Source organism: Bacteroides pyogenes, assembly GCF_014196225.1.
Taxonomy (GTDB): domain Bacteria; phylum Bacteroidota; class Bacteroidia; order Bacteroidales; family Bacteroidaceae; genus Bacteroides; species Bacteroides pyogenes_A.
In genome coordinates this window covers 17,456-44,311 of record NZ_JACIDI010000023.1, presented here as the reverse complement: position 1 = coordinate 44,311, position 26,856 = coordinate 17,456, and the positions used below count along the sequence as shown (strand labels likewise).

At 47.3% G+C, this 26,856-nt stretch carries 22 protein-coding genes and 1 tRNA gene; 8 read left to right on the top strand and 15 right to left on the bottom strand.

What is annotated here, in order from left to right; all coding sequences use genetic code 11:
- Nucleotides 1-565: 565 nt before the first annotated feature.
- The 3 genes from GGR07_RS12610 to GGR07_RS12595 form a co-directional block, all read right to left on the bottom strand.
- Nucleotides 566-1,510 (bottom strand): tyrosine-type recombinase/integrase, encoded by a 945-nt coding sequence (locus GGR07_RS12610; protein WP_122056363.1) that lies wholly within the window; start codon nt 1,508-1,510, stop codon nt 566-568.
- A 410-nt stretch (nt 1,511-1,920) separates the two neighbouring features.
- On the bottom strand, nt 1,921-2,139 hold the full coding sequence (locus GGR07_RS14195) for a phage integrase SAM-like domain-containing protein (RefSeq protein ID WP_027326450.1): 219 nt from the start codon (nt 2,137-2,139) through the stop codon (nt 1,921-1,923).
- A gap of 183 nt (nt 2,140-2,322) precedes the next feature.
- Entirely contained in the window at nt 2,323-3,741 is a 1,419-nt protein-coding gene (locus GGR07_RS12595) for an ATP-dependent DNA helicase (RefSeq protein ID WP_034543700.1), read from the bottom strand.
- Between the two features lie 96 nt (nt 3,742-3,837).
- Between GGR07_RS12595 and GGR07_RS12590 the strand changes: the two genes are divergently transcribed.
- Genes GGR07_RS12590 through GGR07_RS12580 form a run of 3 tightly spaced genes read left to right on the top strand, consistent with a single transcriptional unit; the run spans nt 3,838 to nt 5,818 of the window.
- A complete protein-coding gene (locus GGR07_RS12590; RefSeq protein ID WP_021644155.1) occupies nt 3,838-4,524 on the top strand; it encodes a hypothetical protein in 687 nt (228 codons plus the stop codon).
- A complete protein-coding gene (locus GGR07_RS12585; protein ID WP_034543699.1) occupies nt 4,524-5,294 on the top strand; it encodes a DUF3822 family protein in 771 nt (256 codons plus the stop codon). The genes GGR07_RS12590 and GGR07_RS12585 overlap by 1 nt, the downstream gene beginning before the upstream one ends.
- Nucleotides 5,285-5,818, top strand: a complete 534-nt coding sequence (locus tag GGR07_RS12580; protein ID WP_034543698.1) for an RsmD family RNA methyltransferase — start codon at nt 5,285-5,287, stop codon at nt 5,816-5,818. The genes GGR07_RS12585 and GGR07_RS12580 overlap by 10 nt, the downstream gene beginning before the upstream one ends.
- A 45-nt stretch (nt 5,819-5,863) precedes the next feature.
- Here GGR07_RS12580 and cls read toward each other — a convergent pair whose 3' ends face one another.
- The 3 genes from cls to GGR07_RS12565 all read right to left on the bottom strand — a co-directional run bounded on the left by cls (nt 5,864) and on the right by GGR07_RS12565 (nt 11,280).
- Complete coding sequence (gene cls, locus GGR07_RS12575) at nt 5,864-7,303, bottom strand: cardiolipin synthase (RefSeq protein WP_122056365.1); 1,440 nt, start codon at nt 7,301-7,303, stop codon at nt 5,864-5,866.
- 199 nt (nt 7,304-7,502) lie between these two features.
- The gene (locus GGR07_RS12570) at nt 7,503-10,433 is read right to left on the bottom strand and encodes a TonB-dependent receptor (RefSeq protein ID WP_122056366.1); all 2,931 of its coding nucleotides are present in this window, start codon (nt 10,431-10,433) and stop codon (nt 7,503-7,505) included.
- A gap of 442 nt (nt 10,434-10,875) precedes the next feature.
- The gene (locus tag GGR07_RS12565) at nt 10,876-11,280 is read right to left on the bottom strand and encodes a hypothetical protein (RefSeq protein ID WP_021644160.1); all 405 of its coding nucleotides are present in this window, start codon (nt 11,278-11,280) and stop codon (nt 10,876-10,878) included.
- Nucleotides 11,281-11,404: 124 nt separating this feature from the next.
- On the opposite strand from GGR07_RS12565, the gene aroB reads away from it, so the two are divergent.
- The 4 genes from aroB (at nt 11,405) to GGR07_RS12545 (ending at nt 15,195) form a co-directional block, all read left to right on the top strand.
- The gene (gene aroB / locus GGR07_RS12560) at nt 11,405-12,469 is read left to right on the top strand and encodes a 3-dehydroquinate synthase (RefSeq protein WP_021644161.1); all 1,065 of its coding nucleotides are present in this window, start codon (nt 11,405-11,407) and stop codon (nt 12,467-12,469) included.
- A gap of 608 nt (nt 12,470-13,077) precedes the next feature.
- Nucleotides 13,078-13,152 (top strand) — tRNA-Pro (locus tag GGR07_RS12555).
- Nucleotides 13,153-13,450: 298 nt separating this feature from the next.
- The gene (locus GGR07_RS12550) at nt 13,451-14,671 is read left to right on the top strand and encodes an S-adenosylmethionine:tRNA ribosyltransferase-isomerase (RefSeq protein ID WP_034543697.1); all 1,221 of its coding nucleotides are present in this window, start codon (nt 13,451-13,453) and stop codon (nt 14,669-14,671) included.
- 14 nt (nt 14,672-14,685) lie between these two features.
- A complete protein-coding gene (locus GGR07_RS12545; RefSeq protein ID WP_034543696.1) occupies nt 14,686-15,195 on the top strand; it encodes an NUDIX hydrolase in 510 nt (169 codons plus the stop codon).
- A gap of 180 nt (nt 15,196-15,375) precedes the next feature.
- Here GGR07_RS12545 and GGR07_RS12540 read toward each other — a convergent pair whose 3' ends face one another.
- The 5 genes from GGR07_RS12540 to GGR07_RS12520 form a co-directional block, all read right to left on the bottom strand.
- Entirely contained in the window at nt 15,376-15,918 is a 543-nt protein-coding gene (locus tag GGR07_RS12540; protein ID WP_034543703.1) for a glutathione peroxidase, read from the bottom strand.
- Between the two features lie 269 nt (nt 15,919-16,187).
- On the bottom strand, nt 16,188-17,576 hold the full coding sequence (gene glmM / locus GGR07_RS12535; protein ID WP_122056367.1) for a phosphoglucosamine mutase: 1,389 nt from the start codon (nt 17,574-17,576) through the stop codon (nt 16,188-16,190).
- Between the two features lie 35 nt (nt 17,577-17,611).
- Entirely contained in the window at nt 17,612-18,268 is a 657-nt protein-coding gene (locus GGR07_RS12530) for a DUF4827 domain-containing protein (RefSeq protein ID WP_021644168.1), read from the bottom strand.
- 119 nt (nt 18,269-18,387) lie between these two features.
- Nucleotides 18,388-19,425, bottom strand: coding sequence for a DHH family phosphoesterase (locus GGR07_RS12525; protein ID WP_034543695.1), 1,038 nt, complete (start codon nt 19,423-19,425; stop codon nt 18,388-18,390).
- A gap of 214 nt (nt 19,426-19,639) precedes the next feature.
- Complete coding sequence (locus tag GGR07_RS12520) at nt 19,640-21,733, bottom strand: ComEC/Rec2 family competence protein (RefSeq protein WP_122056662.1); 2,094 nt, start codon at nt 21,731-21,733, stop codon at nt 19,640-19,642.
- A 222-nt stretch (nt 21,734-21,955) separates the two neighbouring features.
- On the opposite strand from GGR07_RS12520, the gene GGR07_RS12515 reads away from it, so the two are divergent.
- A complete protein-coding gene (locus GGR07_RS12515; protein WP_172545154.1) occupies nt 21,956-22,123 on the top strand; it encodes a hypothetical protein in 168 nt (55 codons plus the stop codon).
- A 297-nt stretch (nt 22,124-22,420) separates the two neighbouring features.
- Here the strand turns inward: GGR07_RS12515 and rpe are convergent, their stop codons facing one another.
- From rpe to GGR07_RS12495, 4 genes are all read right to left on the bottom strand, one after another.
- Nucleotides 22,421-23,071, bottom strand: coding sequence for a ribulose-phosphate 3-epimerase (rpe, locus tag GGR07_RS12510; protein ID WP_027325441.1), 651 nt, complete (start codon nt 23,069-23,071; stop codon nt 22,421-22,423).
- Between the two features lie 98 nt (nt 23,072-23,169).
- Nucleotides 23,170-24,138 carry a methionyl-tRNA formyltransferase gene (fmt, locus tag GGR07_RS12505; protein WP_034543694.1) on the bottom strand — a complete coding sequence of 323 codons (969 nt, stop codon included), beginning with the start codon at nt 24,136-24,138 and terminating at the stop codon, nt 23,170-23,172.
- A 73-nt stretch (nt 24,139-24,211) separates the two neighbouring features.
- A complete protein-coding gene (locus tag GGR07_RS12500; RefSeq protein WP_122056368.1) occupies nt 24,212-26,005 on the bottom strand; it encodes a chloride channel protein in 1,794 nt (597 codons plus the stop codon).
- Entirely contained in the window at nt 26,006-26,569 is a 564-nt protein-coding gene (locus GGR07_RS12495) for an L-threonylcarbamoyladenylate synthase (RefSeq protein ID WP_034543693.1), read from the bottom strand. It abuts the gene before it with no gap.
- Between the last annotated feature and the right edge of the window lie 287 nt (nt 26,570-26,856).

Here is a 26,856-nt window from a genome sequence, read left to right as displayed (position 1 = left end):
GAGAATGCCATGGAGCCTTCCATGTTTAGGTTTCCGGTTGACATTCCTACAAGATTGGTACGTACCGAGTAGAATTGTGCCATGGAACGTTTAGGAAAAAACAGGCACAGTAGCAGTGCAAGTAGTAAAAAAGTTTTTTTGTTCATAAGGTTCAACATTTGGAGCAGGAAAAATTCAGCCCGTTACCTATTACTTATGTTTATGTATGCTAGGAAAGATTCCATTACTTGGTAGGTAACGGAAACTGTTGGAAGAGCTTTTATGAGAAGTTTTTAAGTAGGTCTGCTTACAAAAAAGGATATAGTATTTCCGTTCTGCAACCTGAATGTTTTTTTTCTGTATTCCATATCAAGGGATATGGAGGGCTTTGTTATGCTCTTTCTTTTAGGGTTGTAGAAAGCTATACAATATATTTTTCATGTTTTTACAAAAAAAACAGAAAAAAGTTTAGGATTATCAAAGTAAATGTCTATCTTTGCCGCATCGAAATGGATTCCGTTACCTACCAAGTAACAGTAGCTTTTAATCGTTTTTTTTCAAAATATCAGATTCTTTCTTATACGATTCAGGCTCTTATTTTTCGATCTCCCTGCATTATATATGAAATAATCCCCCGGTTCATCCTATTTATCTCTTCATCCCTGAATTCTTGGAAATATGTTTCCGTCACTTTAAGGGATGAATGTCCCATGGCATTGCAGATCAACGTTTTGTCGTAGTGGCAGAAGTTCGCGATGGTAGCCCAACTGTGGCGGGCGCAGTATGTGCTTAGATTCACTCCCAGTTCCAGATGCCGGGAAAGTTGTTTGAGCCTTTTGTTGAACGTTCTGAGGGCACTTTGATAGCGGTGGTATTCCATACCTTTGGCTGTGCCTGACAGGGAGAACAGCCGCTCGCTTCCGGCAGCCCCGCCGGCATGCTTGCCGATGATCTCCATGGCTTCGGGACCGGCTTCTATACGTAGAGAACGACCTGTCTTGTGGCGTCGGTACCGCAAGACATTTCCTTGGAGGTTGTTTCTTTGTAGGAAAAACAAATCTACGAAACAAAGCCCCCTGAGCATGAAAAGCAATACAAACAGGGAACGTGCGTCTTCCAGTTCCGGAGGCAATTCACGGTCCGGTTTCATGATTCGGCGCATCATTTCCACTGACAGGGCACGGCTCTTTCCACGTTCTACTCCGGTATGCACCTTATTGAACAGGAATGGAATATAGGGAGCCATCCCTTCTTGTACGGCTCGGTTGTAGGTAGCCCGTAGCATGCGTATGTATGTGGATATGGTGTTGGAACCGGCTCCCCGACTCAAAAGATAATTTTGGAAGGCATTCAGCCAGCAGGTGGTAACGTTTGTAAGAGGGATTTCTTGGCGTCCTCCTTCAAACTCGATGATGCGTCTCAACGTGCTCCGATACACATGTGCGGTGCCGTAGCGTCCTTCGGTATGCAAATGGGATATAAGTTCATGCATAAAACCAATCAAATCGTTTCTTCTCTGTTTCTTTTTCATTGTTTTTTAATGTTGATAATTATTGTTTTCTCTCTCTCTTTATTTTACTTGTCATATCTGTTTTGATAGGTTTTGGATGATGTATGAATAATTATATACAAATATAATATATTTTTGATTACATAATGGATAACATTATATTGAAGACTAATAATTATAGTATATAAGTTTTAGAATATAGAATTTAATTTTATTGCGTATGTGTATGCTAATAATCATTCCAAAATCCTAAAAAATGAGGATTGCGTACAAGGCGGTCAACCTTTAATTTTGCGGGAAATTTGATGAGTATATGATGAAACAGTTTATTTGTTCCGCTCTTTTTTTACTGCCTTTCGGGCTTTCTGCCACCGACCTCGATACCGTAGCAGTCAAGAGGATTGCTTTGGAAGAAGTGACGGTGGTAAGTTTTAAACAAGATAAGTTGAACCGTTCACCGTTATCAGTCTTCCATCAACGGCCGTTTTCTGAGAGAGAATGAGGTGCGGGGAATAAGCTGCAGCACCGCACCTGACACCGCGGTTGTAAACCGCACGAAGAAGCCGAAGGTAAGTGGAAACCGTATTGAAACTCAATCCCTGACTCAACAGATAACCTTCGAATAAAGAAACCCAACGGCATTTATACAAGAAAAAGGCAGGCGTTGCCCGCCTTCAAAACGGCGGATACACCGCAAAGTGCTTGAATATACGTGTGCAGTGCCATAACAGCCCTCCTCGTGCAAGCGACTGACAAGGGAAGACATAAAAACCAAAAGGTCCTCTTTTGATTGTTTGTTACTCATGTGGATAATATATTTAATACAACATTTGTCACAAGATCTGTTTCTCCGGATAATTCACCAGATACAATGTCTTTGTGGCACGTGTAAAAGCGGTATAAAGCCAGCGAAAATACTCCGGCGTCAGAAATTCATCAGTCATATATCCTTGATCCAGAAAGACGTTCTTCCACTGCCCGCCTTGCGCTTTATGGCAAGTAACGGCATACGCGTACTTCACCTGCAAGGCATTGTAGTACGGGTCTGCTTTCATCTTTTTCATCCGGTCGCGCTTCAACGGGATGTCCGCATAGTCTTCGAGTATGGTGTAGAACAAACGGTCGTTAGCCTCCTTCGGCAATGCCGGAGCATCGGAATGAAGCGTATCCAACAGTAAGGTGGCGTCCAGTTCGGCGCCATTTTGGTCGGGAAAGGCAAGGGTAGCTTCTGCAAAACGGAAGCCATACATCTCGCGGGTTTTGCGAACACGGCGAACCACCGCAAGCTCTCCATTGGCAAGGAAGTCGAGTTCCTTATACTGCTCCGTCCAGTAATAATTATTCTTGGCAATCATCAATATATCTCCCGAGTTCAATTCGTCTTCGCGCCATAAGATCTGGGCACGTATCCCATTGTTGTATAAATTAGCCCGTTTGTTGGAACGGCAAACGACAATCGTTTCTTCCATCCCGTCGCGGTCGTAGCAGGCAGACAGCTCTTCTATCAAATCTGTTCCGGAAACGATTTTTACATCCGGAAAACCGGAAGCTTTTATCCGGGGCAACGAATGACAATCTTCTTTTACAATGAGGTGACGCAATTGAGTAGCATTCCATAAAATTCCGGAATCTTGTTCCTGACGCACTACCTGAGTCAGATCGGCTTCATGCACTTTCAAGCCGTATCCTTTCAGCGCATCGGCAAACAGGGCCGGACTCATTTCTTCGCCAACGGGAGGAAGCTGAGCCGTATCGCCCATCAACAAGAGACGGCAACCTTCGCCCGAATAGACAAACTGTATCAAATCATCCAACAATCTGCCGGTACCGAACATCGTGCCCGAAAGTCCTTCGTTGGAGATCATCGAAGCCTCGTCGACAATAAAAAGCGTATGCGCAAATAAATTCTCATTGACGGAAAAATTATCCAACTCATTCGAGAAAGAACGCTGACGGTATATTTTCTTGTGAATGGTAAAAGCCGGATGCCCCGCATAGTTAGCAAAGACTTTGGCGGCACGTCCGGTAGGAGCCAGTAAGACTGTTTTCTGTTGCAACCGGTCTAATGTTTTAACCAACGCACCGATCAGCGAAGTTTTACCCGTCCCCGCATATCCTCGAAGTATAAAGACCTCTTCCCCTACTCTCGAAAGCAAGAAATCCGAAAGCGTTTTTACCGCTATTTCCTGTTCAAAAGTTGGTTGATAAGGGAAATTTTCCTTAATTTGCCTTTCTAAATAGTTATTTATCATTTTTGTTCGAGAAAAAAGTTCGGGGAACTGCCATATTTAAATTTATTTATTCTATTTTTGCGATGCGAATATAACAACTAAAAAACATAAATCATCATGAAAACAGTATTTAATATTGTACTTGTACTCTGTGTTGCCGCGTTAGCCTACATTTGCTACAACAGCATCACGGGACCTATCAATTTCGAAAAATCCAAGAAAGAGAGAGAAAAAGCTGTTATTGCCCGATTGATCGACATTCGCAAAGCTCAACAAGAGTACCGCATGCTTAATCACGGACAATATACGGATAAATTCGACACCCTCATCGATTTCGTTAAAAATCAGAAGCTTCCTTTCGTTATGAAAATCGGTCAATTGACAGACAAACAATTGGAAGACGGCTTGACTGAAAAGAAAGCGATGGCTATCATCAACCGCGCTAAAAAAACAGGCAAATATGATGAAGTAAAAAAATGGGGACTTGAGAACTTCAAACGCGATACAATGTGGGTAGCTGTGATGGACACGCTGTATCCCAAAGGATTCAATGCCGACTCCATGAGATTTATTCCTTTCTCAAACGGTGAGCAGTTCCAGATGGCAACCAAAAACGATACGGCAAAATCGGGCGCTCCGGTATTCATGTACGAAGTGAAAGCTCCATACGATGCTTATTTGCAAGGACTTGACAAACAAGAGATTATCAATCTGAAAGATGTTCAGGAGAAATTAGGAAGATACAGCGGATTAATGATCGGCTCTATCGAAACTCCGAACAACGGTGCAGGGAACTGGGAATAATGATCGATCTCACGAAATCCAAACAATATACTTTATCCATCCGTCTCAGCACGGATGGATTTTCTTTTTCTATCTACAATCCGATTTCCGACAACTCGCTATCGTTTATAGAGAAAGAGGCAGACGACTCGCTATCTCTTACAGCCAACCTGCGGAGAGTTTTTCAGGAATCGGACTTTCTGAACTGTCCCTACAAGCGGGTAAACGTGATGATGACCGGCAAGCGATTCACAACAGTTCCGTTCGAACTGTTCGAAGACGAGCAGGCAGAACTCTTGTTTTATCACAACCACCGGAAAAAAGAACATGAAAAGATTATCTACAACATACTGAAAAGAGAAAATGCGGTAGTTATCTTCAGCATGGACAAGAGCGCTCATGCTTTTATAGAAAAGCAATATCCCGATGCCCGATTCTATTCTCATTCCACCCCTCTTATCGAATATTTTACGGTGAAAAGCCGATTGGGAAACAGCAGGAAGATGTATGCTTCGTTTCGTAAAGGGGCCATCGACCTCTTTTGCTTCGAACGCGGACATTTGCTTTTGGCAAACTCTTTCAAATGTACAAACTTTGAAGATTGTGTTTACTACCTGCTGTATGTATGGAAACAGATGGAATTCGACCAGCAGCGGGACGAACTGCACTTAACAGGAGCCATGCCCGAAAAGGAACGGTTGTTAAGAGAACTGAGAAAATTCATCCTGCAGGTGTTTGTGATGAACCCATCCACTAATATTGACATGAAAGCTTTATTGACATGCGAGTAATCAGCGGAATCTATAAACGAAGAAGATTTGAAGTGCCACGCACATTCAAAGCGCGTCCCACCACAGATTTTGCCAAAGAGAATCTGTTCAACGTGCTCAATAAGTACATCGATTTTGAAGAAGGGATAACGGCTCTCGACTTGTTTGCCGGAACCGGAAGTATCAGTATCGAACTCGTTTCACGAGGTTGCGACCGCGTAATCAGCATCGAAAAAGATCCCGCCCACCATTCGTTCATCTGCAAAATCATGAAAGAGGTGGACACAGACAAATGCCTGCCGATTCGCGGAGATGCATTCCGGTTCATCAACAGCAGCCGCGAACAATTCGACTTTATCTTTGCCGATCCTCCTTATGACCTGAAAGATTTGCATTCCATCCCCGACTTGATTTTCAAGAACAATTTACTCAAAGAAGAGGGATTGCTTGTGTTGGAGCATGGCAAACAAGACAGTTTCGAGTCCGACCCGCACTTTATAGAAAGAAGAGCCTACGGAAGCGTGAACTTCTCTTTTTTCAGATAAGCGCATAAGAGGGCGCATGCTGCTCCTCTCTATGCGAAAACTGAGTTAAAGTAGCGGAGCCAACAAGCGGACAACAGACTCCGCTGCTTTTTGCTTCCACGACCGACGTACCCAAATCTTCAAAAAGACTTGCGCGCACTCACGTTGATCTTCCAGGAAGATTTCTTTCATCTCAAGAGCAGTCTCCACACCGTATATGAAAGCATTCACCTCAAAATTGTGCTCGAAGCTGCGAAAGTCTACATTGGTCGAGCCGACGGTAGAGAGCATATCATCGGAAACCATAAGTTTAGAATGCAAAAATCCTTTTTTATAGAAATAAACCTTCACCCCCGCCTGCAACACATCTGCCAAATAAGATTGCGAACCTAAATGAGTAATCCGGTTGTCGGCGTATTCGGGCAGCATCAAACGCACATCTACTCCGGACAAAGCGGCGGTCTGCATGGCAGCGAGCACTTGTTCCGTAGGGAGAAAATACGGTGTCTGCATATAGAAATACTCTTTGGCTTCCGAAATGGCTTTCGTCAATCCTTGCATGATCTCTTTCCAAGGCCCTACAGGCTCACCGGTGACAATCTGCGCCAAAGAATCTCCGCACGCCCCTATTCTGGGGAAATAACGGGAGGAAGTAATCAAAGTGCGGTCGATAAAATACCAGTCGAGCAAGAAGGCTGTTTGAATGCCATGTACCGCCTTTCCTTCGATCAGAATATGCGTGTCGCGCCAAACGCCCCAAGAGAGACCGCGCAAGTAACGCTCCGCCAGATTCATACCGCCCACAAAACCTATCTTTCCGTCTACAACTACCATTTTTCGATGATTCCGGTAATTTATCCTGCTGGTAAACAAGGGGAAGCGAACTTTCAGGAAACTGCGGACTTCGATACCGGCATCGCGCATCTCTTCAAAAAACCGATTCGGCACATGCCAGCATCCCACATCATCGTAAATTACCCTAACCTCCACCCCCTGAGACGATTTTTCTATCAAAACGTCTTTCACCAACCGCCCGATAGCATCATCTTCGAATATATAGAACTCGAGATGAATATGATGCTGCGCCTTTTGAATTTCCCGGAGCAACGACTGCAACATGGAGTACCCGTTTGTATAAACAGCTACCCGGTTTCCGTCGAAAGGAAAAGCCTGAGTTGTATGGTAAAAAAGGCGGATAAGACGGTTGTAATTCGGAGGAAGATCGTAAGACTTCTGAGCTTGATATTCCGCCATCGGCTTTTTCAAAAGGCGGTCGTAGCTCTTCCGGCTGATGATGCGTTCTTTACGCCGGCTCCGGCCGAAGAAGAAATAAAGGACAAGCCCGACGAACGGAAGAAACAACAGTACAAGTATCCATGCCATCGTCTTTACCGGATTACGGTTATCGAGAACAATGACAAGGATTGTACCCACAATGGCTCCGATGTAAATCAGATGAAAAGCCACCGTCGCTATCTGGCCGATTATGTAATTCCAATCTACCATGGGCTTCGCTTTATGTCAATTTAGAATCCGAAACAACAAATATAAATTAAATTATCTAATAAAGCTAAAGCGGGGGTAGAAAAAGAGAAATATTCGCCGCCTCATCAGATGAGGCGGCGAATATTTCTCTAAAACGAAGGGCAATGAAGCGGGAGGGCGAACCGACGATTTGAAACGACGGCAGAATCGACGACCTTGCTTAGAAACGTCCTCGCCCTCTGCCTCCGAAGCCATCGCGGTGAGGGCCTTCGGGCCGATGGAATCCACCCCCTTGGCGCATGTGAGAACGCGCTTCTTTATTCCCGAAGATGTTAAGTCGGTAAGTAAACCGGAGCATGCAATAGCTGTTAATGCCGTTGAACTCGGAAACCGAACGTATGTCGGACGTCAGCGAACGGCTGACATTGGTCTGCTGCTTCAGAATATCGTAAACTTCGAAACTGACGGTAGCGGCATTTCCTTTCAGGAAGTTCTGCGCAATCTGAGCATTCCAGATAAGTTCATTCCGGTTCATACTTGTATCCCGGTAGCCACGGCGGGCATTGTTGGTAATATTGGTAGACAAAGACATTTGCCAAGGCAGGGAGATGTTGGTGCTCACTCCATAGCCATAGGTGTAAGGCTGCTGATTATTTTCCGGACGCAGCTTGTTACGCTCGAAGGTATAGCGGATCGACCCGTTCACCGAAACCTCGAACCAGTCATTACGGAAAGTACCGTTCAGATGTTCTCCCAGCAGGAGCGAAGTGCTACGTGTCTTGTCATTCAGCTTTGTCTCATCGTTATAGAGATAAGATATGAGATTGCTGTAACTGGTGCGCGAAAACGAATTGACGGTAAACCGCTTGTCTTTTAAAGCCGTATTGAAGCCGAACATAGCAAAAGCGCTCCAATTGCCGTTGATGTTTTCCGGACGGGTGATCAACCCTCCGTTATCGTAATTGTAACGTGTGACATTGCCTATGCCGTTCTGAGTAAGCGTAAAATTCGCATGCGCCATAATTCCCCGTTGAAGTTCGGCATTATAGGTATTGTAAAATGCCCGCATGTTGTGCGAGAAAGAAGGTTTCAACCCCGGATTACCCATGCGGATATTCAGCGGGTTGGAATTGTCGGTAATAGGCAACAGGCTCTCCATACCGGGCTGACTACTTCGTCCGCGATAGGTCACGCGCAATTGGCTGACTTTGGAAAAGCGGTAACGAAAATCGATATTCGGAGAAAAATTGAATACGGTGCGAACGGTATCGGTCTGATAGTCTCCTTTCTTATAAGAAAGAGTAGACCGCTGAGGCTGCAAAGATACACCCGCGCTCAACTGGTAGTTCGCACGGATAAACCGTATACCTGCCGTGACATCATGATTATAGTAATGATATTCGGCATTCTTCCCAAGACTGTCGACTTCATACGCAGGGTATCCCGACGGTAAAGGTTGTCCGAGCTTCCAATCCAATGGCAGCAAATCATAAGTGCTTTTGTCGCTCTTGCTGTATCTGTATCTGAAAGCATAACTCAATTGCAGAAATGTTGCGCGCGCAATAGGCTCGCTGTATGTGAGCTGAGCCGTATAATTATAATTGGTGGCAGGCATCCTGATGTATTGGGCGCGATACAGAAGAGAGTCTTCGTCCGAATGACCGGAAACCTGACTTTTCAGTCCGTAATAACGAGTGAGCGACTGCGTATACGAATCGTTGTCATTGTCACCGTAGCCCACCGTTCCCCTCAATGTCACGTTACGTCCTCTCGAATTCAATCTTCTGTTCAGTTGCAATGTAGCATTCCCCGACAAGCTCTTGTTCTCTGAAAGCGATCCGCTGTTCGAAGCATTGACACGGATATCTTTCAGCGGATCGTCTGCCGAATTGCCTTCGAGCCATTCGAGGCTCAGGTAATCATTCGGATTGGGCGTATACTCCAGCGGATCCTTCTTGAAAGTGCCTGATGCCGAAACTGACGAAGCATCCGATTTTCCATACGAAAGGTTGGGACGGAAAATGATGTTGGTCAGCGTATCGGGCTTCCATTCCAAACGAAAGTCTGCATTGAAGTCCGTATTCTTCGTTCTGTTCCTACCGTCGGAGTTGGCAAACGAGTTCCCTTTCTTCAGGAAGCGTTCGGACGAACTGACGGAAGACGCGTCACGGTCGGTATAATTATAGCGCACGCTGCCTCCCAACTCCAATTTGTCAGTTTGAGTAGCGAAATTCATACCGATCATCTTGGTTGCGGTCAGGCCGTTATTGTTTCGAAAAGACGGACGTCCGCCACCCGAAAAGCCTTGATCGTTCACATTATTCGCAGACCCGACCAAAGAGAACTGGCTGTTTTCCACAAACCGGTTCAACATCACATTGCTCGAATAGCGGTCTTTCGTTCCGGCAGCGACATCGGCATTGCCGAACCATCCTTGATTCATCCCTTTCTTCACTTTCAAATCGAGCACTGTCTCCTCCTCTCCGTCATCGATGCCCGTAATCCGCGCCAAGTCCGATTTCTTGTCATACGTCTTCAGCTTGTCCACCATATCGACCGGCAGATTCTTCAGCCCCGTCTTCACGTCTCCGCCGAAGAACTCCTTTCCGTCCACCATAATCTTCTTAATCTCCTTCCCGTTAATTTTCACATTCCCCGATTCGTCGATCTCGGCTCCGGGAAGTTTCTTTACCAGCTCTTCGAGCATGGCGCCTTCGGGAGTGCGATAAGCGGCGGAGTTGAACTCAAGCGTATCTTCTCTTACCGTGACCTGCGGAGCTTCCGCAACGACAACCGCCTCAGCCAGCATCACCTCGTCGGGCTCCAACGAAACAGTACCAATCTTTTTATCGGGCACATCGGCAGAGAGCTGCAACGAGAGTGTTTCTGTACGGAAACCGATGGAAGAAACTACTAAAAGATACTTTCCGGCTTTCACCTTCGGAAGCGTAAACCAACCTTTGTTTCCGGTGGCTATTCCGGCAACATACGAACTGTCGGGAAGCGCTAACAGGCGGACAGTCGCCTGCGTAACCGGTTCTTTCGATTCCGTTTCAACGACACGTCCCGAAACGGCGATTGTTTTATCTTGTGCAAGAGCAAAGGAGGTGCATAAGAATGTAAGCACCAGCCAAACTGAAATTTTTCTCATTAACCTTATTACGTTTTATAATCACTAAAAACCTGTTCGGGTTCCATTCGTCTATCCGCCTTTTTCTCAGACCAGCAGTCGTGTCTCTCATAGACCTTATCCGACGGATGAGGCACTTCGATCCCTTTTCTCAGACCACCAGTAGTTTCTCTTCTCCTTCATTCCATTTTCACACACAGTCCTGCAATATCTCAAAGTCAACAAGACGAAACTCAGGAAGCGGTCACTCCAAATTGCCGGAGAGAAAGCTATTCTGCTTTTTTATCACAAACCGGCTTATGCTCCGTGTCGGATAGATTGCTATCTTTCTCATCGCACAAGTGAAATTACGGCAAGATCGTTTCAAAGCAAAGAACGGAAAGATGGAAACAGTTTTTCAAACAGATTCCAACAACGATTATTTGACGGACAGATTCAGGAAAGGTTTAATGAGCAGGCGAAATTATTTTCTAAAAAGGCGGTCTACCACCGCTTTCTTCAAACCGAATTCCAAACAAAGCACGTTTATAATCAGGAAAGTAAGAAAAGAAGAAGTGTCGACGTTAATCACATCGCCTTTCAGCACGCGCCAAAGCATACCTCCGAAGACAAAGAGGAAAGTGAAAAAGATAGCATTGCGAACGGCAGTATTGCGGATTTGCTCCGTTTCACGGCTTTCATGCTTATTCAGCGCAAAAATAATGAACAGGCATCCTGCCATCATCAGCAACTTGGTACATTCTTTATAGAACAAGAGGTTTCGGTCGGTCACAAGCCCCTGCATATAAAGTACCGGGATGATGAATAAAGCAATCAGCAGAATGACATATCCCAAAGGACGGCAGAAGACAGGTAATAAAGCTTTCATAATCGGATGTTTTCGGATGTTTTTAATAAGGCAAAAGTAAGTAAAAAAAGAGACTTATATTCATTTGCTTCGGGAAATCTGAAAATTATCATGTACATTTGCAGGTAGAAAAAGCCAAGAAAACATGGATAAACAAGAAGTTATTCTCTGCGGGAATCTCGAAGAAGACCTCGCTCGCGCTATCGGAAAGTGCCCTCACGACAAACTATTCATCCTGACAGACGAGCACACCCGGCAACTCTGCCTCCCTGTTCTGCATAAACTTTCTTCTCTGAAAGGAGCCGTAGATATCTGCATCGGCGCCGAAGACATCCATAAAAACATCGACACATTGGCTTCCGTATGGATGGCGCTGAGCACGAACGGGGCGACACGGCACTCTCTGCTCATCAATCTGGGTGGGGGAATGGTGACCGACTTGGGAGGTTTTGCTGCGGCAACGTTCAAGCGCGGAATCTCTTATATCAACATTCCCACAACGCTGCTATCCATGGTAGATGCATCTGTGGGAGGCAAGACCGGCATCAACTTCAACGGACTGAAGAACGAGATAGGCGCTTTTGCTCCGGCAAGCAGCGTGCTGATAGAAACCGGATTTCTACGCAGTCTGGACACGGCAAACTTCCTGTCCGGATATGCAGAGATGCTGAAGCACGGTCTAATCAGTGACGAGGCACATTGGAGCGAACTGCTTTCTTTCGACATATCCGCCATTGACTACGGCGTGCTCGGGAAGTTAGTGGGCCAATCGGTGCACATCAAAGAAGAGATGGTAGAGCAAGACCCTCACGAACACGGCATCCGAAAGGCCTTGAATCTGGGACATACGGCAGGACACGCGTTCGAAAGCCTGGCGCTTGCCGAAAACCGCCCGGTATTGCACGGATACGCCGTAGCATGGGGACTGGTTTGCGAACTTTATCTCTCGCATATCGCCTGCGGATTCCCCAAAGACAAAATGCGGCAAATGATACAGTTCATAAAAGAGAACTACGGAATCTTCTTCTTCACTTGCAAACAATACGAAACCTTATACGCATTGATGACGCACGATAAGAAAAACAGTTCGACAGAGCATGTCAACTTCACCTTATTGGGAGAGATCGGCGACATACGCATCAACCAAACAGCTTCCAAAAACATGATTTTCGAAATGCTCGACTTCTATCGCGAGTGTATGGGAATTTAAATTTGCCTTCAAGAGCCGGCGGCAAAGTCGGTTATCGCTTTCTATCGCGAGTGTAGGGGGATTTAAGTCCCTCTTATATTGGCGAAGGAAACCCATCGCGTAGCAAAGAACATCGTTGTATATTTAACCCGTCCGGTATACATATATAGTCAGCTCGGTAGCCATATATGGCTACCGCGGTAGGCATATATGGTCAGCAGGGGTAAGTATATATGGCCACCACGGTAGGTATATATGGTCAGTTCAACAGGTATATAAACCGGTACGATGAGGCCGTATTGCCCAATGAAGCAATGAAGTAATGGAGCAATAATTGCACTCATTCTCTCCTTTCCGAAGCGCTATCATCACTGTTGCCCAATAGAGAAATAAAGTATTTACTCCGTAATCCGTCATCCGGAATAAACCACACCGTATTTTCCGATGCTATCTCAGCAAATATTGCGATGTTATTCTACCAATTCCCGAAACGGCCTGAATAACTTATTATATGTATGCAACACCATAATAATAAGCCCTTAGTGACAAAAACAACTTTTGAGGCAAAACAAAAACACACCGATTTATTTGTTATTTCAAAATAAAGCATTACTTTTGCATCCGCAATTCGGGGTGTAGCTCAGCCCGGTTAGAGTACGCGTCTGGGGGGCGTGTGGTCGCTGGTTCGAATCCAGTCACCCCGACTGGTGAAAAGAAGAGGCTGTCTCAAAGTAACAATGAGGCAGCCTTACTTATATAATTAATAAATTCAACTACAAATAAAGCGCTTTGTCACTGTCATCTTCCGCAGACAGGAATGCAAAAAGACAGAGGATGCCCCAAGAGCGAACGGCGCACAGGTCATCACTCCCCTTGCCCACAGGCGAGGATACAAAAGTTGAGGGTGACGGAAAAGTCCGTATTGAATGTTTATCTGCCGCGCGGACAGGTTGTGACAGAATATCGGAAACCTGAAGCCCGACCTCTTTTACATTTAGAACAATGAAAGAAAATCCGAAACATATTCATATCAGCGAATTCAATTATACCCTGCCCGACGAACGCATCGCCAAGTTTCCATTACCTATGCGCGACCGGTCGAAACTTCTGCTTTACCGGCAGGGAAAAGTCGGCGAAGATGTTTTCACTTCGCTCCCCGAGTATATCCCCGAAGGCAGCCTGATGGTTTTCAACAACACGAAAGTGATTCAGGCACGACTGCATTTCCGAAAAGAAACGGGCGCTTTGATCGAAGTATTCTGTCTGGAGCCGGTTCAACCGAATGATTATGTGCTGAACTTCCAGCAAACGCAGCATGCCGCTTGGCTTTGCATGGTGGGCAACTTAAAGAAATGGAAAGACGGAGCACTGAAACGGGAGATGACAGTAAAAGGACATCTCATTACACTGAATGCAACGAGAGGCGAATGCAGAGGAACCAGCCATTGGATCGACTTCACTTGGGATAACAAGGAGGTGACCTTTGCCGATATTCTGGAAGTATTCGGCGAATTGCCCATTCCTCCTTACCTGAACCGGGATACGCAAGAAAGCGATAAGGAGACTTACCAAACGGTGTATTCGAAAATCAAAGGTTCGGTAGCGGCACCCACTGCCGGATTGCACTTCACTCCCCACGTGCTCGACGAACTCCGGAAGAAGAATATAGACCTCGAAGAGCTGACGCTGCATGTAGGAGCAGGAACGTTCAAACCCGTGAAAAGCGAAGAGATAGAAGGGCACGAAATGCACACGGAATATATTTCGGTTCACCGAAACACCATCCGAAAACTAATCGAACATGAAGGTCGGGCTATCGCCGTGGGCACTACTTCGGTGCGGACGCTCGAAAGCCTTTACCATATCGGAGCGGCGCTGGCCGGCAATCCCGGACTCACAGAGAAAGAGCTGCACGTGCGCCAATGGCAACCCTACGAACGGGAAAGCACGCTCTCTCCGGTGGATGCGATGAAGAATATCCTCGACTATCTCGACCGCCACGGCATGGAGACACTGCACACCAGCACTCAGATTATCATCGCGCCGGGATACGATTACAAAATCGTAAAAGCGATGGTCACCAATTTCCACCAACCGCAAAGCACACTGCTGCTGCTTGTTTCGGCTTTCGTGAAAGGAGACTGGAAAACCATCTACGACTATGCGCTGAGCCACGATTTCCGGTTCCTGAGTTACGGCGACTCTTCGCTGCTAATCCCGTAATTACATCATTTGCCATGCCGAGCGATAATAACCGGGAGATATTCCCCCTTGTAGACGAGCAAGGAAACATCACGGGTACGGCCACCCGCGGGGAATGCCATAACGGGAGCAAACTGCTTCATCCCGTAGTTCACCTGCATGTATTCAACGACCGGGGAGAACTGTACCTGCAAAAACGCCCCGAATGGAAAGATATACAACCGGGCAAATGGGATACTTCCGTAGGCGGGCATATCGATTTGGGAGAAAGCGTGGAGACTGCTCTCCGCAGGGAGGCTTATGAGGAATTGGGAATTACGGAATTCACTGCCGAACGGCTGACAAGCTATGTGTACGAGTCGGACTGCGAGAAAGAACTCGTTTTTGTTCACAAAACCGTATACAACGGTAAAATCCGCCCCGGCAAAGAAGTAGCCGAAAGCGGATTCTGGACGATGCAAGAGATTAAAGAAAACTTCGGGAAAGGGGTGTTTACTCCCAATTTCGAACAGGAGTTTCATAAAGTCTTCCTGAAGTCTGTCTGAGTGTTGCACGAAAAAACAGCAACCATGCTCAGGTAAAAAATAAGGCATTAAAACCGATGAAGCCGAAGTATTCCGGGTAAAGCGAGAGCCACCTTGATATTCTGTTAAGAGGAATCACTCTTTTCCTGCCGCAAGTGGGATATGATCCCGAATGCCAACTTGAGATTCTGTTGAGAGGAATCACTCTTTCTCTATCCAATCGGTAATCTTATTGCATAACGGACTCTCCTTAGGAGTGGCGAATCCGACCCATTGTCCGTCCGTATCAATCATAAACTTTTGGAAATTCCATTGCACGGGAGCGTTTTCTTTACCATTTTCCGTTTTTTCGGTCAACCATCGGTAAAGCGGCGCCTGCTCCTCGCCTTTCACGGAAATCTTCGCCATCATCGGGAAAGTGACTCCATAGTTTAACGAACAGAAGGCGGCAATCTCTTCATTGCTGCCGGGTTCCTGCCCCATGAAATTATTGGCAGGAAAACCTATAATCACAAAATTTCGATCCTTATACGTCCGGTACAACTGCTCTAGCTCGGTGTACTGCGGTGTAAGGCCGCATTTTGATGCCACATTCACCACCAACACTTTTTTACCTTTCAGGGTCGATAAAGAGAAGTCCTTCCCGTCGATTGTTTTCACCGTAAAATCGTGGAGCGTCTTCTTCTGCGCACTTAGAGAAAACATAAAAAACAGACTCAATACGAGCAAAAAACCTCTTTTCATATACATTGCATATTTATTTACACTAATGAAGAAACGGTTTTATACGTATAATTGTTTATTCTTTGCAGGACGCACCTGTGAAAAAAACTTTTTCCGCATATTTCACCTTCACCAAGCGCAAATCATGAACGGAAGTCTATCCAAACGGTATACAGCATGCGCAAGAAAAAAAAGAAAGCGCCGTTTCTTCCTGCACAAACAGGATTGAAACGGCACTTTCCTCTATAAATTCGATACTGCGTACAGTGAAAGCAGTAATTCAGGCCGGGTTATTTGGCCAGTTCGTTGATTACATCCATAATCTGCCGTCCGATTTCCTCAGCCGCTTCCATCGTCGAGGCTTCGCTGTACACACGGATAATCGGTTCGGTATTGCTCTTGCGCAGATGCACCCACTTATCGGCAAAGTCTATCTTCACTCCATCTATATCATTGATTTCTTCATTCTTATAAAGTTCCTTCACTTTAGCCAGGATAGCGTCCACATCTATTCCGGGAGTCAGGTCTACCTTGTTTTTTGCGATAAAATAAGGAGGATACGTAGCGCGAAGTTCGCTCACTTTCTTGCCTTCATGAGCCAGATGACTGAGGAACAAAGCGATACCCACCAATGCGTCTCGTCCGTAGTGGCTTGCCGGATAAATAACTCCTCCGTTGCCCTCACCGCCGATTACGGCATTGGTTTCTTTCATCTTCGTCACCACATTCACTTCGCCCACGGCAGAAGCATTGTATTCCATTCCGTACTTTCGGGTCACGTCGCGCAAAGCACGGGTCGAGCTTAAGTTGGATACCGTATTGCCGGGCGTATGCTTCAACACATAATCGGCTACCGTCACCAACGTATATTCCTCGCCGTACATCGTTCCGTCTTCACAAATCATTGCCAGGCGGTCTACGTCCGGGTCTACCACAAAAGCCACGTCCGCCTTGCCGCTTTTCATCAGATTCATGATGTCGCCCAGGTTTTTCTCAAGCGGTTCGGGGTTATGCCGGAAATCTCCGGTAGGTTCACAGTAGAGTTTTTCCACATGTTTCACTCCGAGGCGTTCGAGCAATTCGGGAAGAATGATCCCTCCCACCGAGTTCACGGCATCGATCGCCACGCGGAAATTCGCCTTCTTGATGGCTTCCACATCCACCAAGTCGAGAGCCAGCACACAGTCGATATGCTTTTGGTTGTAAGACAGGTCTTTGCGATAAGAGCCCAAGCAGTCTACATCGGCATAGTCGAATTCTTCCGCTTCGGCAATGCGAAGAACCTCCTCGCCTTCGGCAGTGTTCAGGAACTCGCCGCGTTCGTTCAGAAGTTTAAGCGCGTTCCACTGTCTGGGATTATGCGAAGCCGTAAGAATGATACCGCCCGAAGCGCCTTCCATCGTCACGGCAAGTTCGGTAGTCGGAGTAGAGGCCAAATCGATATCGACTACGTCCCATCCCATTCCCATGAGGGTTCCCACTACCACGTTCTTTACCATTTCGCCGGAAATGCGGGCATCGCGGCCTACAACTATCTTATTGCTTTTTACCGTACAGGTTTTACGAATCAGCGTAGCATACGCAGAAGTGAATTTCACAATATCGAGCGGATTCAATCCTTCACCCGCTTTTCCGCCGATGGTACCGCGGATTCCGGAAATCGATTTGATTAAAGTCATGATCTTTTTAAAAAAAATATTTAATATGAATGTTCTTAGCTTTGCGCCTTCGAGAAGCTCTGAATGTAATAATAGTAAGGGGTGACATGCTGTTGTGCTGAAGAATGCCCCATTTTCGACGGAATGATAAGACGAATGCGTGCGCCATTCCAAAGATAAGGCAGAGACAGCAGCCATCCCGCAGGTACGGCTGTGCTTTGGTAATAGCTCGACCACAAATAATCCATCTCCGTAAAAATACCGTAAGCGGAAGATGTACCGTTATTTACATAACGGAAAACAGCCGGTTGCGTATAAACCCTGCCCGCATCTTGCCAATCGGGCTGAAAGATATTGAAGCAAGCCGTTTCACGTGTCGCCACATTCTTTTCCAGGTAGCGGGCGCAAATTTCATCTCCGTTTACGAAATGCGCCTTGGTTTCCTTGTCGCCGCGATTGATGATTTGCAGATATACCCCGTTGGAGAAGGCCACAAACTCGTCGAAATCATCTCCCGCCTCTTTCGAAGCCGTGATGGTATCTTTCTCAAATTCTTCCAAAGAAATGACGCGAATGGCACTGTCTTTAATAAACGCTTTTACGGCATCTCTCTCTTCTTCCAGCAATTCAGCATAAGTTTTCGTGTTATCGCACGATTGGAAGAGGGTTCCCGCCACCCATAAGGAAATCAATACAAATATAAGTTTCTTCATTATCTGTCATTTAGCTATATTCTGTACAAATGTATTTCAAATTCACGGAAAGTATGAAGAGCATGCTTCAAAGTTCGTATCTTTTAACCTTTTCCCATCCTCTTTTAACCTTCACTTTTTCAGCCATTGGCGGTCAACAAAGGCTTATACTTGGCAAGGGCTTGTTCGAACACCGCCTTGGCCTCATCCATCGTGCCGAAGAACTCACCGCCCGAAGCGTTCAAATGCCCTCCTCCGTTGAAGAATTCCGCCGCCAACTCGTTGCACGGAAATTTGCCGACAGAACGAAGCGATATCTTGATTATCGGTTTTTCGGTATCTTCGCGCAGGAAGCAGGAGAAACAAACGTTCTTGATAGAGAGAGGAATGTTGACAAAGCCTTCGCTGTCGCCTTTCACATAGGCAAACTTGCCCTGCTCTTCTTTGGTCAATGTAATCAAGGCCGCATTACAATCGGAATAAACCCGCATGTTGGACAGGACGTAGCCCATCAATCGCAACCGGCTTTCAGAGTAGGTGTTGTACACATTCCGGTAAATATCGTCCTTGTCTATTCCTTTAGAGAGCAATTCGCCGATGATGAAATAAATCTCCCGGTTGTTCGAGTTATAAGTAAATCCGCCCGTATCGGTCATCATGCCGGTGTAAATACATTCGGCTCCTTCTTTCGTGATGTCGCCGAAATAGCCCATGCGGCAGATAAGGCGAAACACCAACTCGGAAGTGGAAGAAATAACGGGATAGGACATGGTGATCCGGCAAAAATCGTCCGGATACAAGTGGTGATCGATCAATATCTTGCGGGCGGGAGATGCAGCTACGGCATCTTCCATCGCATCGATGCGCTTCAGGGTGTTGAAATCCAGGCAGCAAATCACATCCGCCTCGGCAATCAGTTTATCGGCAAAGTCTTTGTAACGATCGTACAGCAGAATATCTTTGCTACCCGGCATCCACCGCAGGAAGTCGGGGAAAGCGTTGGGAACTATCACATGGGCCGTTTTCCCCTGCGATTCAAGAAAATGGTACAACCCCAACGACGATCCGATGGCGTCGCCATCAGGAGATACATGGGATACGATTACAACTTTATCGGCACGTACAAACCATTTGCTGAAATGGTCTATTTTTGCCTGTTCTATAACTTTGGTCAGCATGGTTCAATGAGGCGGCAAACACCGACTGCGAGTTTCCCAATCGAGATTGCCACGTTTTTTGTTAGTTTAATCTTTTCATTCTGTCACGAAAGCATAGCCAAATCCTTTCCCGGCATTCGTTTTTCCGCCGGCAGACGTATGCTGCCCGGATGGACTCCGGCGGTTTCCGGCACACTTTCATTAATTTCCGCAAATGTACAATATTTCTCCGTACTTAAAGCAAAAACCGGACAGAACCTTTATCGGGCAAGGAGATAAAGCGGATTCCCAATTGTTCGCATTCTTTTTCGAAAAGACGCCTCCGCCGGTCGGAAAGCGACGCATCCATGACCACGCACGAAGGGGCGAACAGCGGGACAAGTTCTTGCAACCGCCCGCCATAACCGCGACAAAGATAGAGGTAACGAACCGGCAACGGGCCACGCGCTGTTTTTCCGCGCCAGCGATTATCGGCAACGATACATACGCGGCAATCGTAAAAAGTAAGCAGGCGTTGGCGAATGAAGAAGTTTCCTTCGCGATGGTCGGCAATCACATGTTTCGGCTCCTTCAGCCGGCTGCGTTGCCAGAAGCGTCCTGCCGTGCGCCGCAAGCTTTCGGTATCGGGCACGCTGTCCGCATAGCTCAGCCACGAGCGCCCGTCACCCTCCACGCAGTGAACAACCGGGCAATTGGGCAGGTTGTAAAAGACAATGCTCCGCTGCGGGCGATGGCGCCAATCCGTTATCGCGCGAAAAGCGGCTAGCGACAGCAGGCAAAAAAGACATGCCTGAAGGTATCGTGCCCGGCGTATGCGCGCAAAGCATAGCAGAAACACAAGAAAAAGGTAGACGATTACGGCTTCCGCCAGGCTAAACCGGATGTGGTCGACCGACGCGTAAGGAAGCTGTTCCGCCCACTGCACAAAACCGTTGAGTGTTTTCAGCAGCAAACGGACAGGAAGCGCCGCGACAGCCTGCGCCGCCGGAAAAGGAGTGAGCGCCAGCATCAGGACCGCCGCATAAAGAATGATTGTGACAAGCGGCAGAACCACGAGGTTGGTGAGCAGAAAATGCACGGGAAAACGGGAGAAGTAAACCCAAACGAGCGGCGCCGTGCCCACTTGCGCCGCAACGGACACACTCATCAGTCCGCCAATGTATGTACCCGTTCGTCCTTTCAACGAAATAAGCGGATAGACGACGGGATGCAACAACAGGATGGAAGCAACCGCCAGAAAGGACAATTGAAACCCGACATCGAACAGCCACGACGGACGATAGAGCAACATGGCGAAAGCTGTTGCAGCCAGCGTGTTGACCGACAAGGACTTTCTTGCCAACAGGCTGCCGGATATCCAGATGGAAAACATGCAGACGGAACGAACCACCGATGGCGCGAAGCCGGTGACAAAGGCGAAAAGCCACAAAACGGCCGTCAGCAGAACTGCTCCCGCCACTCTTCCTGTCGGGGAACGCCTTGTTAAAGGCTTCAGGATAAACAGAAGCAACCCGGTCAGCAGGCCGATATGCAAACCCGACAAAGCCAATACGTGGCTGACTCCGGCAACCGAATAACTTTCGCGGATGTCTTCGCTCAATTCACGTTTATCGCCTACCGTGAGCGCCGAAAGCACAGCCAATTCATCACCGTCGAAACCCAACGAACGATAAATATCGAGCAATTGCTCCCGATAGTTGCCTGCCAAACCATGCCACCCGGGAGGACGGCGCACCGGGAGTTTCGTCCATTTGCCCGAAGCCGCGTATCCCGTACCTGCTGTCCCTTTACGCAAGAGAAAGCGGGCATAGTCGAATTCATCGAAGTTGTTCCGGTTTGCCGGCGGAGAAATGCGCGCGAACACCAGCAATTCGTCTCCTTCGCGCAAGGCGGCCGCAGCGGAATCCGCCTGAAAATAAACAATTGCCCGGCGAGAGACCGGACGAACGGACAGCGAATCGCGATACGACCTTACATCGACACGGCACAGGAAACTCTTCGCCTTCCGTTCGGGCTTGTCGGACAGAGATAGGTGATACGCCATTTCTCCTTCGGGAAAAGCGTAAACCGACTGCCGGAGAGAAAGAGTAATGGCAATCCATCCCCCGGCAAAACAAAGCATCGTTACGGACAATCCGAAACACCACCGTAGGGTATGCCGCTTCAGGAAATGACACCCGACAGACAGTACGGCAAACAGTGCAAAGAGAAAAACGGGGAGAGACAAACCCGTCGGCCGGTCGAAAAACCGATCTCCGCAAAAAATGCCTGCTATCCATGGAACAAGCAGACGCACGTAAGGATATCGATGCAACGAGGCAGTAGGCAACATGATCGCTTCAAATCCGTTATTGATACATAAAGCTTTTAAAAATTCTTTTCCCGCATCGTTCCGCTCCAAGACCTGCCGAATCCCTTCGCTTCTTCGCACTCATGTACGGACTCCTCAGAAGATTCTCTTTCTTAGTTTCATGCAGTCTGCCATTTCCATCCTCCAAACGGATAGGAGAGAGGATCTTTTATCTCCATTCCTTCGGAAAGGTATAAGTCGTTGAAAAAGAGAAAGATAATTTATGGAGGCCGTCAATTGAAAAAAAGGCGCCAATGCTTAGAAAAAAAGGCCGCGGGCTTTGAAAAAAACACGGCGGGCTTTAAAAAAAACACGGCGGGCTTTAAAAAAAAGGCGGCGGGCTTTCAAACCAAACACGGCGGGCTTTGATTTAAACATTACAGGCTCTGTTTCCAAACATCAGAGGCTTTGTTTTCAAGCACCAGAAGCTCTGTTTTCAAGCATCAGAGGCTTTGTTTTCAAGCATCAGAGGCTCTGTTTTCAAACATCAGAAGCTCTGTTTTCAAGCATCAGAAGCTCTGTTTTCAAGCATCAGAGGCTTTGTTTTCAAGCACCAAAACCCAGTTTTCAAGCACCGCAGGCTTTAAAGAGCTGCGTCCGATTGCTTTTTCGTGAAGAGCTGAATGAGCAAAAAAACAATCGGAAGTCTGTCCGGCAACGACTTTGCTATAATCCGTGCAACATCCGAATCATTTTCTCGGGTTCAGGATCGGCGAAAATTGCATTGCCTGCAACCAGCGCATCGGCCCCGGCTTCTACCAAGCGGGCGCCCGTTTCCAGGTTCACTCCGCCGTCTACTTCAATCAAAGCCTGCGAACCGGTACGTTCTATCAATGCTTTCAGCTCACGCACTTTCTCCAGCGAATGTTCGATAAACTTCTGTCCGCCGAATCCGGGATTCACACTCATCAGCAACACCATGTAGACATCGCGGATAATATCTTTCAATACATCCACCGGCGTAGCGGGGTTGATCGTCACCGCCGGCTGCATTCCGGCTTCTCTGATCTGTTGAATCACCCGGTGCAGGTGCGGACAAGCCTCATAGTGTACGTTCATCGTATGAGCGCCCAGCGCCTTTACTTCGGGAATGAATTTCTCCGGACTGACAATCATCAGGTGAACATCCAAAGGCTTCCGGCTGAGTTTTGCCACGTACTTCAAGACCGGGAAGCCGAACGAGATATTCGGCACAAACACGCCGTCCATTATGTCGATATGTACCCACTCCGCCTCGCTGCGGTTGATCATTTCAATGTCTCTCGCCAGATTTCCGAAATCTGCGGAAAGAATGGAAGGAGCGATTATTGGTTTCATTTTTTATTTATTTATGGGATTCGAAATAGGTTAATTCAAATTCATACGATGTTTCAATTCCGGCATCACACTCCCCGCAGGCTATGCCCGGAAGCGTGTCAATGTACTTTATACGCGCCGGTCAGCCGGAATCCGCGAAGCAATTCATCCGTTTTCAAACGTTTCTTACCCGGCAGTTGCAACGAAAGGATGGAAAGGAATCCGTCGGGCACGGCTATTTTGATTGTCTTCTTTCCGTCGGTGACGATGGTTCCCGGAACCAGTCGGTGCTCTTCAACGTTTTTTTCGCTTTCGAAGATTTTCAGCACCACTGTTTCGCCTTCCGGGCTAATCAATTCGGTCCATGCGCCCGGATACGGAGACAGTCCGCGCACGAAGTCGTATATCTTTTTCACCGACCGGTTCCAGTCTATCCGGCACGTCTCCTTGAAAATCTTCGGAGCCGGACGAAGTTCGCCCGCCACCGCCATCTCTTCCTGAGGCATCGGCTTCACCCTGTCGTTCAGAATATCGTCTACCGTTTCGACAACCAGCTTGCCGCCCAGCATCATCAGTTTGTCGTGCACCACCTCCACATTGTCCGTGTCGGCAATGGACACCCGTTGCTGCCGAATCACCTCGCCCGTATCTATTTCGTGCTTCAAAAAGAATGTGGTGATGCCCGTCTCCGTATCCCCGTTTATCACCGCCCAGTTGATGGGCGCCGCTCCGCGATACTGAGGCAACAGCGAAGCGTGAAGATTGAAAGTGCCCAGACGAGGCATATTCCACACCACTTCCGGAAGCATGCGGAAAGCCACCACAATCTGCAGGTCGGCCTTCCAGTCGCGCAGCGACTGTATAAATGATTCATCCTTCAGGTTCTGCGGTTGCAACAACGGGAGATTCTGGCTCAAAACGTATTGCTTCACCGGAGAATACTGTATCTTATGTCCCCGTCCGGCGGGTTTATCGGGCATCGTTATCACGCCTGCCACATTATATCCGCCTTCCACCAATTGGCGCAGACTCTCCACCGCAAAGTCGGGAGTACCCATATATACTATTCTTAAATCTTTCTTTTCCATTGCAGTTTTTTGTTAGAAATCTACTTTTATTCATACGTAAAGCCTCAATCGTCTCGTTCTCATCGCCATTTGTTTAATCTTCCGAGAAGTGTACCAACACCTCTCTGTACGAATTGAAGATTTTCGACTTCGAGACGAATCCTTCATAGCGTCCCGCCTCATCCACCACAGGCAGGTTCCATGCTTTCGTATCGTCGAAAGTCTGCATCACCTGCTCCATGCCGTCGGTATCGTATATCTTGGCAGGCGCCGAAGTCATCAGCTTGTTCACCGTAAACCGGTGGTAGAGTTCCTGACGGAACATGATGTTGCGTATGTCGTCCAACAACACGATGCCAAGCAATACGCCCGTTTTCTTATCCGTCACCGGGAACACATTCCGGTGTGACGAGGCAATGGCTTTCACCAGTTCGCCCAGTTCCATCTCCGGATGCACCTCCACGAAATCTTTCTCCACCACGTTCTCCATAGTCATCAAAGTCAGCACGGCTTTGTCTTTATGGTGAGTAAGCAATTCTCCTTTCTTTGCCAGACGCATCGAGTAGATACTGTGGGGCTCGAAAGCGATAATCGTAAGATAGGCGCTCACCGATACAATCATCAACGGGAGGAAAAGGTCGTATCCGCCGGTCAGTTCGGCTATCAAAAACACCCCTGTCAGCGGCGCGTGCATTACTCCGCTCATCACCCCCGCCATTCCCATCAAAGCAAAGTTCTTCTCGGGCAAATAAGCGGAGAAAGCGAAATCATTGCTGAAATGAGAAAAAACGAATCCGGCGATACAACCCAGATAAAGCGAAGGAGCAAAAATACCGCCACATCCTCCGCCACCGTTCGTTGCGCTGGTGGCGAATACTTTCAGCAGAATGATAAACACAAGATAAATGAGCAGCAGGCTTCCATAGCCGTAGAAGAAAGAGTTGTCCATCACCTTGTCCCAATCGGCGGCATTGGTTCCGTTCAAAAGCAGTTCGATCGTATCGTAACCCTCGCCATACAGCGGAGGAAAAAGGAAGATAAGCACGCTCAGCATCACCCCTCCGAGAGCAAGCTTCTTGTAGGGGTTGGAAAGCTTGGCGAAGACTCCTTCCGCAAAGCTCATGGCGCGGGTAAAATAAAGAGAGACGAGCCCGCAGAGAATGCCCAGTAAAATTACGTATGGGATACGTTCCAGCTCGAAGGCCTGATCGAGGTGAAACTTAAACATGGCTTCCGTTCCGGACGTGACGTACGACACGGTGGCTGCCGTGACGGCGGAAATCAAAAGGGGAAGCAAGGAAGACATCGTCAGGTCGATCATCAGCACCTCCAGCGTAAACACCAGTCCGGCAATGGGCGCTTTAAAAATACCGGCTACGGCTCCCGCCGCTCCGCAACCCACCAGCAACATCAGCGTGCGGTGCTCCATTTTGAAAACACTGCCCAGATTGGAACCGATGGCCGAACCGGTGAGCACAATGGGCGCCTCGGCTCCTACCGATCCTCCGAATCCGATGGTAATGGCGCTGGCAATGGTGGATGACCAGATGTTGTGTCTTTTGATTCGTCCTTGCCTGCGGGAGATGGCATACAATATCTTGGTTACCCCGTGGCTGATGTCGTCTTTCACAATGTTCCGCACAAACCATCCGGCCAGAAAGATTCCGACAATGGGATATACCAGATATAAATAGTTAGCTCCTGTAGCGGTAAAGTTGTCGGTCAGAAAATCTTTAATCTCATGAATCAATGTTTTTAAAAACAAAGCGGCAATGGCCGAAAATATACCTACAAGGAAACTTAAGATCAGAATAAATCTCTTCTCCTTTATGTTTTCTTCGCGCCACTTGATGAGTCGCTGCATCAAACTGTCTTTTTCCTTCTCCATTTATTCCCGAATAATTTTAATAACTCCTCCCGGTTCCAGTTTAATAATACTCGAAGGCGACGGATGGCTCATGTCGTCCTGCCGAAAACTTACAATGTAGTCTACAGCCGACTTGATGTCCTCACTTATTTCGCTGAAATTGGCCGCTCCCGGTTCGCCGCTGATATTGGCGGAAGTAGACACTATCGCTTTGCGGAATTGCCGGCAGAGCTGTTTGGAAAAAGGTTCGTTGGTGATGCGGATGCCCACGCTTCCGTCTTCGGCCAGCAGGTTCGAAGCCAGGTTACGGGCTCCGGAATAGATAATCGTCATCGGTTTGTCGGCAACTTCCATCAAATCCCACGCCACATCCGGCACATCCGGCACATAGAAGTCCACCTTTACCGGCGAATCCACAAGCACCAGCATCGCTTTGCTGTCGGCCCGTTTCTTTATTTCATACACCCGGCGCACAGCTTCTTCATTGGTCGCATCGCATCCTATTCCCCATACCGTATCAGTGGGATAAAGAATTACGCCCCCTTCATTCATCACCTGACAGGACTTTTTAATATCTTCTATCATTTCTTGTAAAATTTCTATCGAGAATCACACACAAAAATAGTACTTTTGAGTCGAATACAAAAAAATTAAGTGAAAACAATGGAAGAAACCGCTTTTCATCATACATTGCCCACATAACTACGCTTTGACGCTACATAGCCGCTATATAGTTATCAAAAAAAGAAGGTATCCTTTTCGGATACCTTCTTCAAAAATCAAGATTTTTCACCCGTTCGTAACACATATTGATGTTCCGCCGGGAATAACAGACTCATTGTTTCTTAATACATCAATAGGGGTAAATATAT

Bases quoted from the DNA above. Each gene is read 5' to 3' on its own strand.
- GGR07_RS12540 (WP_034543703.1), bottom strand. From the start codon at position 15,918: ATGAAAAGAGGTTTTTTGCTCGTATTGAGTCTGTTTTTTATGTTTTCT.
- glmM (WP_122056367.1), bottom strand. From the start codon at position 17,576: ATGACTTTAATCAAATCGATTTCCGGAATCCGCGGTACCATCGGCGGA.
- GGR07_RS12570 (WP_122056366.1), bottom strand. From the start codon at position 10,433: ATGAGAAAAATTTCAGTTTGGCTGGTGCTTACATTCTTATGCACCTCC.
- GGR07_RS12530 (WP_021644168.1), bottom strand. From the start codon at position 18,268: ATGAAGAAACTTATATTTGTATTGATTTCCTTATGGGTGGCGGGAACC.
- fmt (WP_034543694.1), bottom strand. From the start codon at position 24,138: ATGGAAAAGAAAGATTTAAGAATAGTATATATGGGTACTCCCGACTTT.
- GGR07_RS12500 (WP_122056368.1), bottom strand. From the start codon at position 26,005: ATGGAGAAGGAAAAAGACAGTTTGATGCAGCGACTCATCAAGTGGCGC.
- GGR07_RS12495 (WP_034543693.1), bottom strand. From the start codon at position 26,569: ATGATAGAAGATATTAAAAAGTCCTGTCAGGTGATGAATGAAGGGGGC.
- aroB (WP_021644161.1), top strand. From the start codon at position 11,405: ATGGATAAACAAGAAGTTATTCTCTGCGGGAATCTCGAAGAAGACCTC.
- GGR07_RS12565 (WP_021644160.1), bottom strand. From the start codon at position 11,280: ATGAAAGCTTTATTACCTGTCTTCTGCCGTCCTTTGGGATATGTCATT.
- GGR07_RS12590 (WP_021644155.1), top strand. From the start codon at position 3,838: ATGAAAACAGTATTTAATATTGTACTTGTACTCTGTGTTGCCGCGTTA.
- GGR07_RS12525 (WP_034543695.1), bottom strand. From the start codon at position 19,425: ATGCTGACCAAAGTTATAGAACAGGCAAAAATAGACCATTTCAGCAAA.
- cls (WP_122056365.1), bottom strand. From the start codon at position 7,303: ATGGTAGATTGGAATTACATAATCGGCCAGATAGCGACGGTGGCTTTT.
- GGR07_RS12545 (WP_034543696.1), top strand. From the start codon at position 14,686: ATGCCGAGCGATAATAACCGGGAGATATTCCCCCTTGTAGACGAGCAA.
- GGR07_RS12580 (WP_034543698.1), top strand. From the start codon at position 5,285: ATGCGAGTAATCAGCGGAATCTATAAACGAAGAAGATTTGAAGTGCCA.
- GGR07_RS12595 (WP_034543700.1), bottom strand. From the start codon at position 3,741: ATGATAAATAACTATTTAGAAAGGCAAATTAAGGAAAATTTCCCTTAT.
- rpe (WP_027325441.1), bottom strand. From the start codon at position 23,071: ATGAAACCAATAATCGCTCCTTCCATTCTTTCCGCAGATTTCGGAAAT.
- GGR07_RS12610 (WP_122056363.1), bottom strand. From the start codon at position 1,510: ATGAAAAAGAAACAGAGAAGAAACGATTTGATTGGTTTTATGCATGAA.
- GGR07_RS12585 (WP_034543699.1), top strand. From the start codon at position 4,524: ATGATCGATCTCACGAAATCCAAACAATATACTTTATCCATCCGTCTC.
- GGR07_RS12550 (WP_034543697.1), top strand. From the start codon at position 13,451: ATGAAAGAAAATCCGAAACATATTCATATCAGCGAATTCAATTATACC.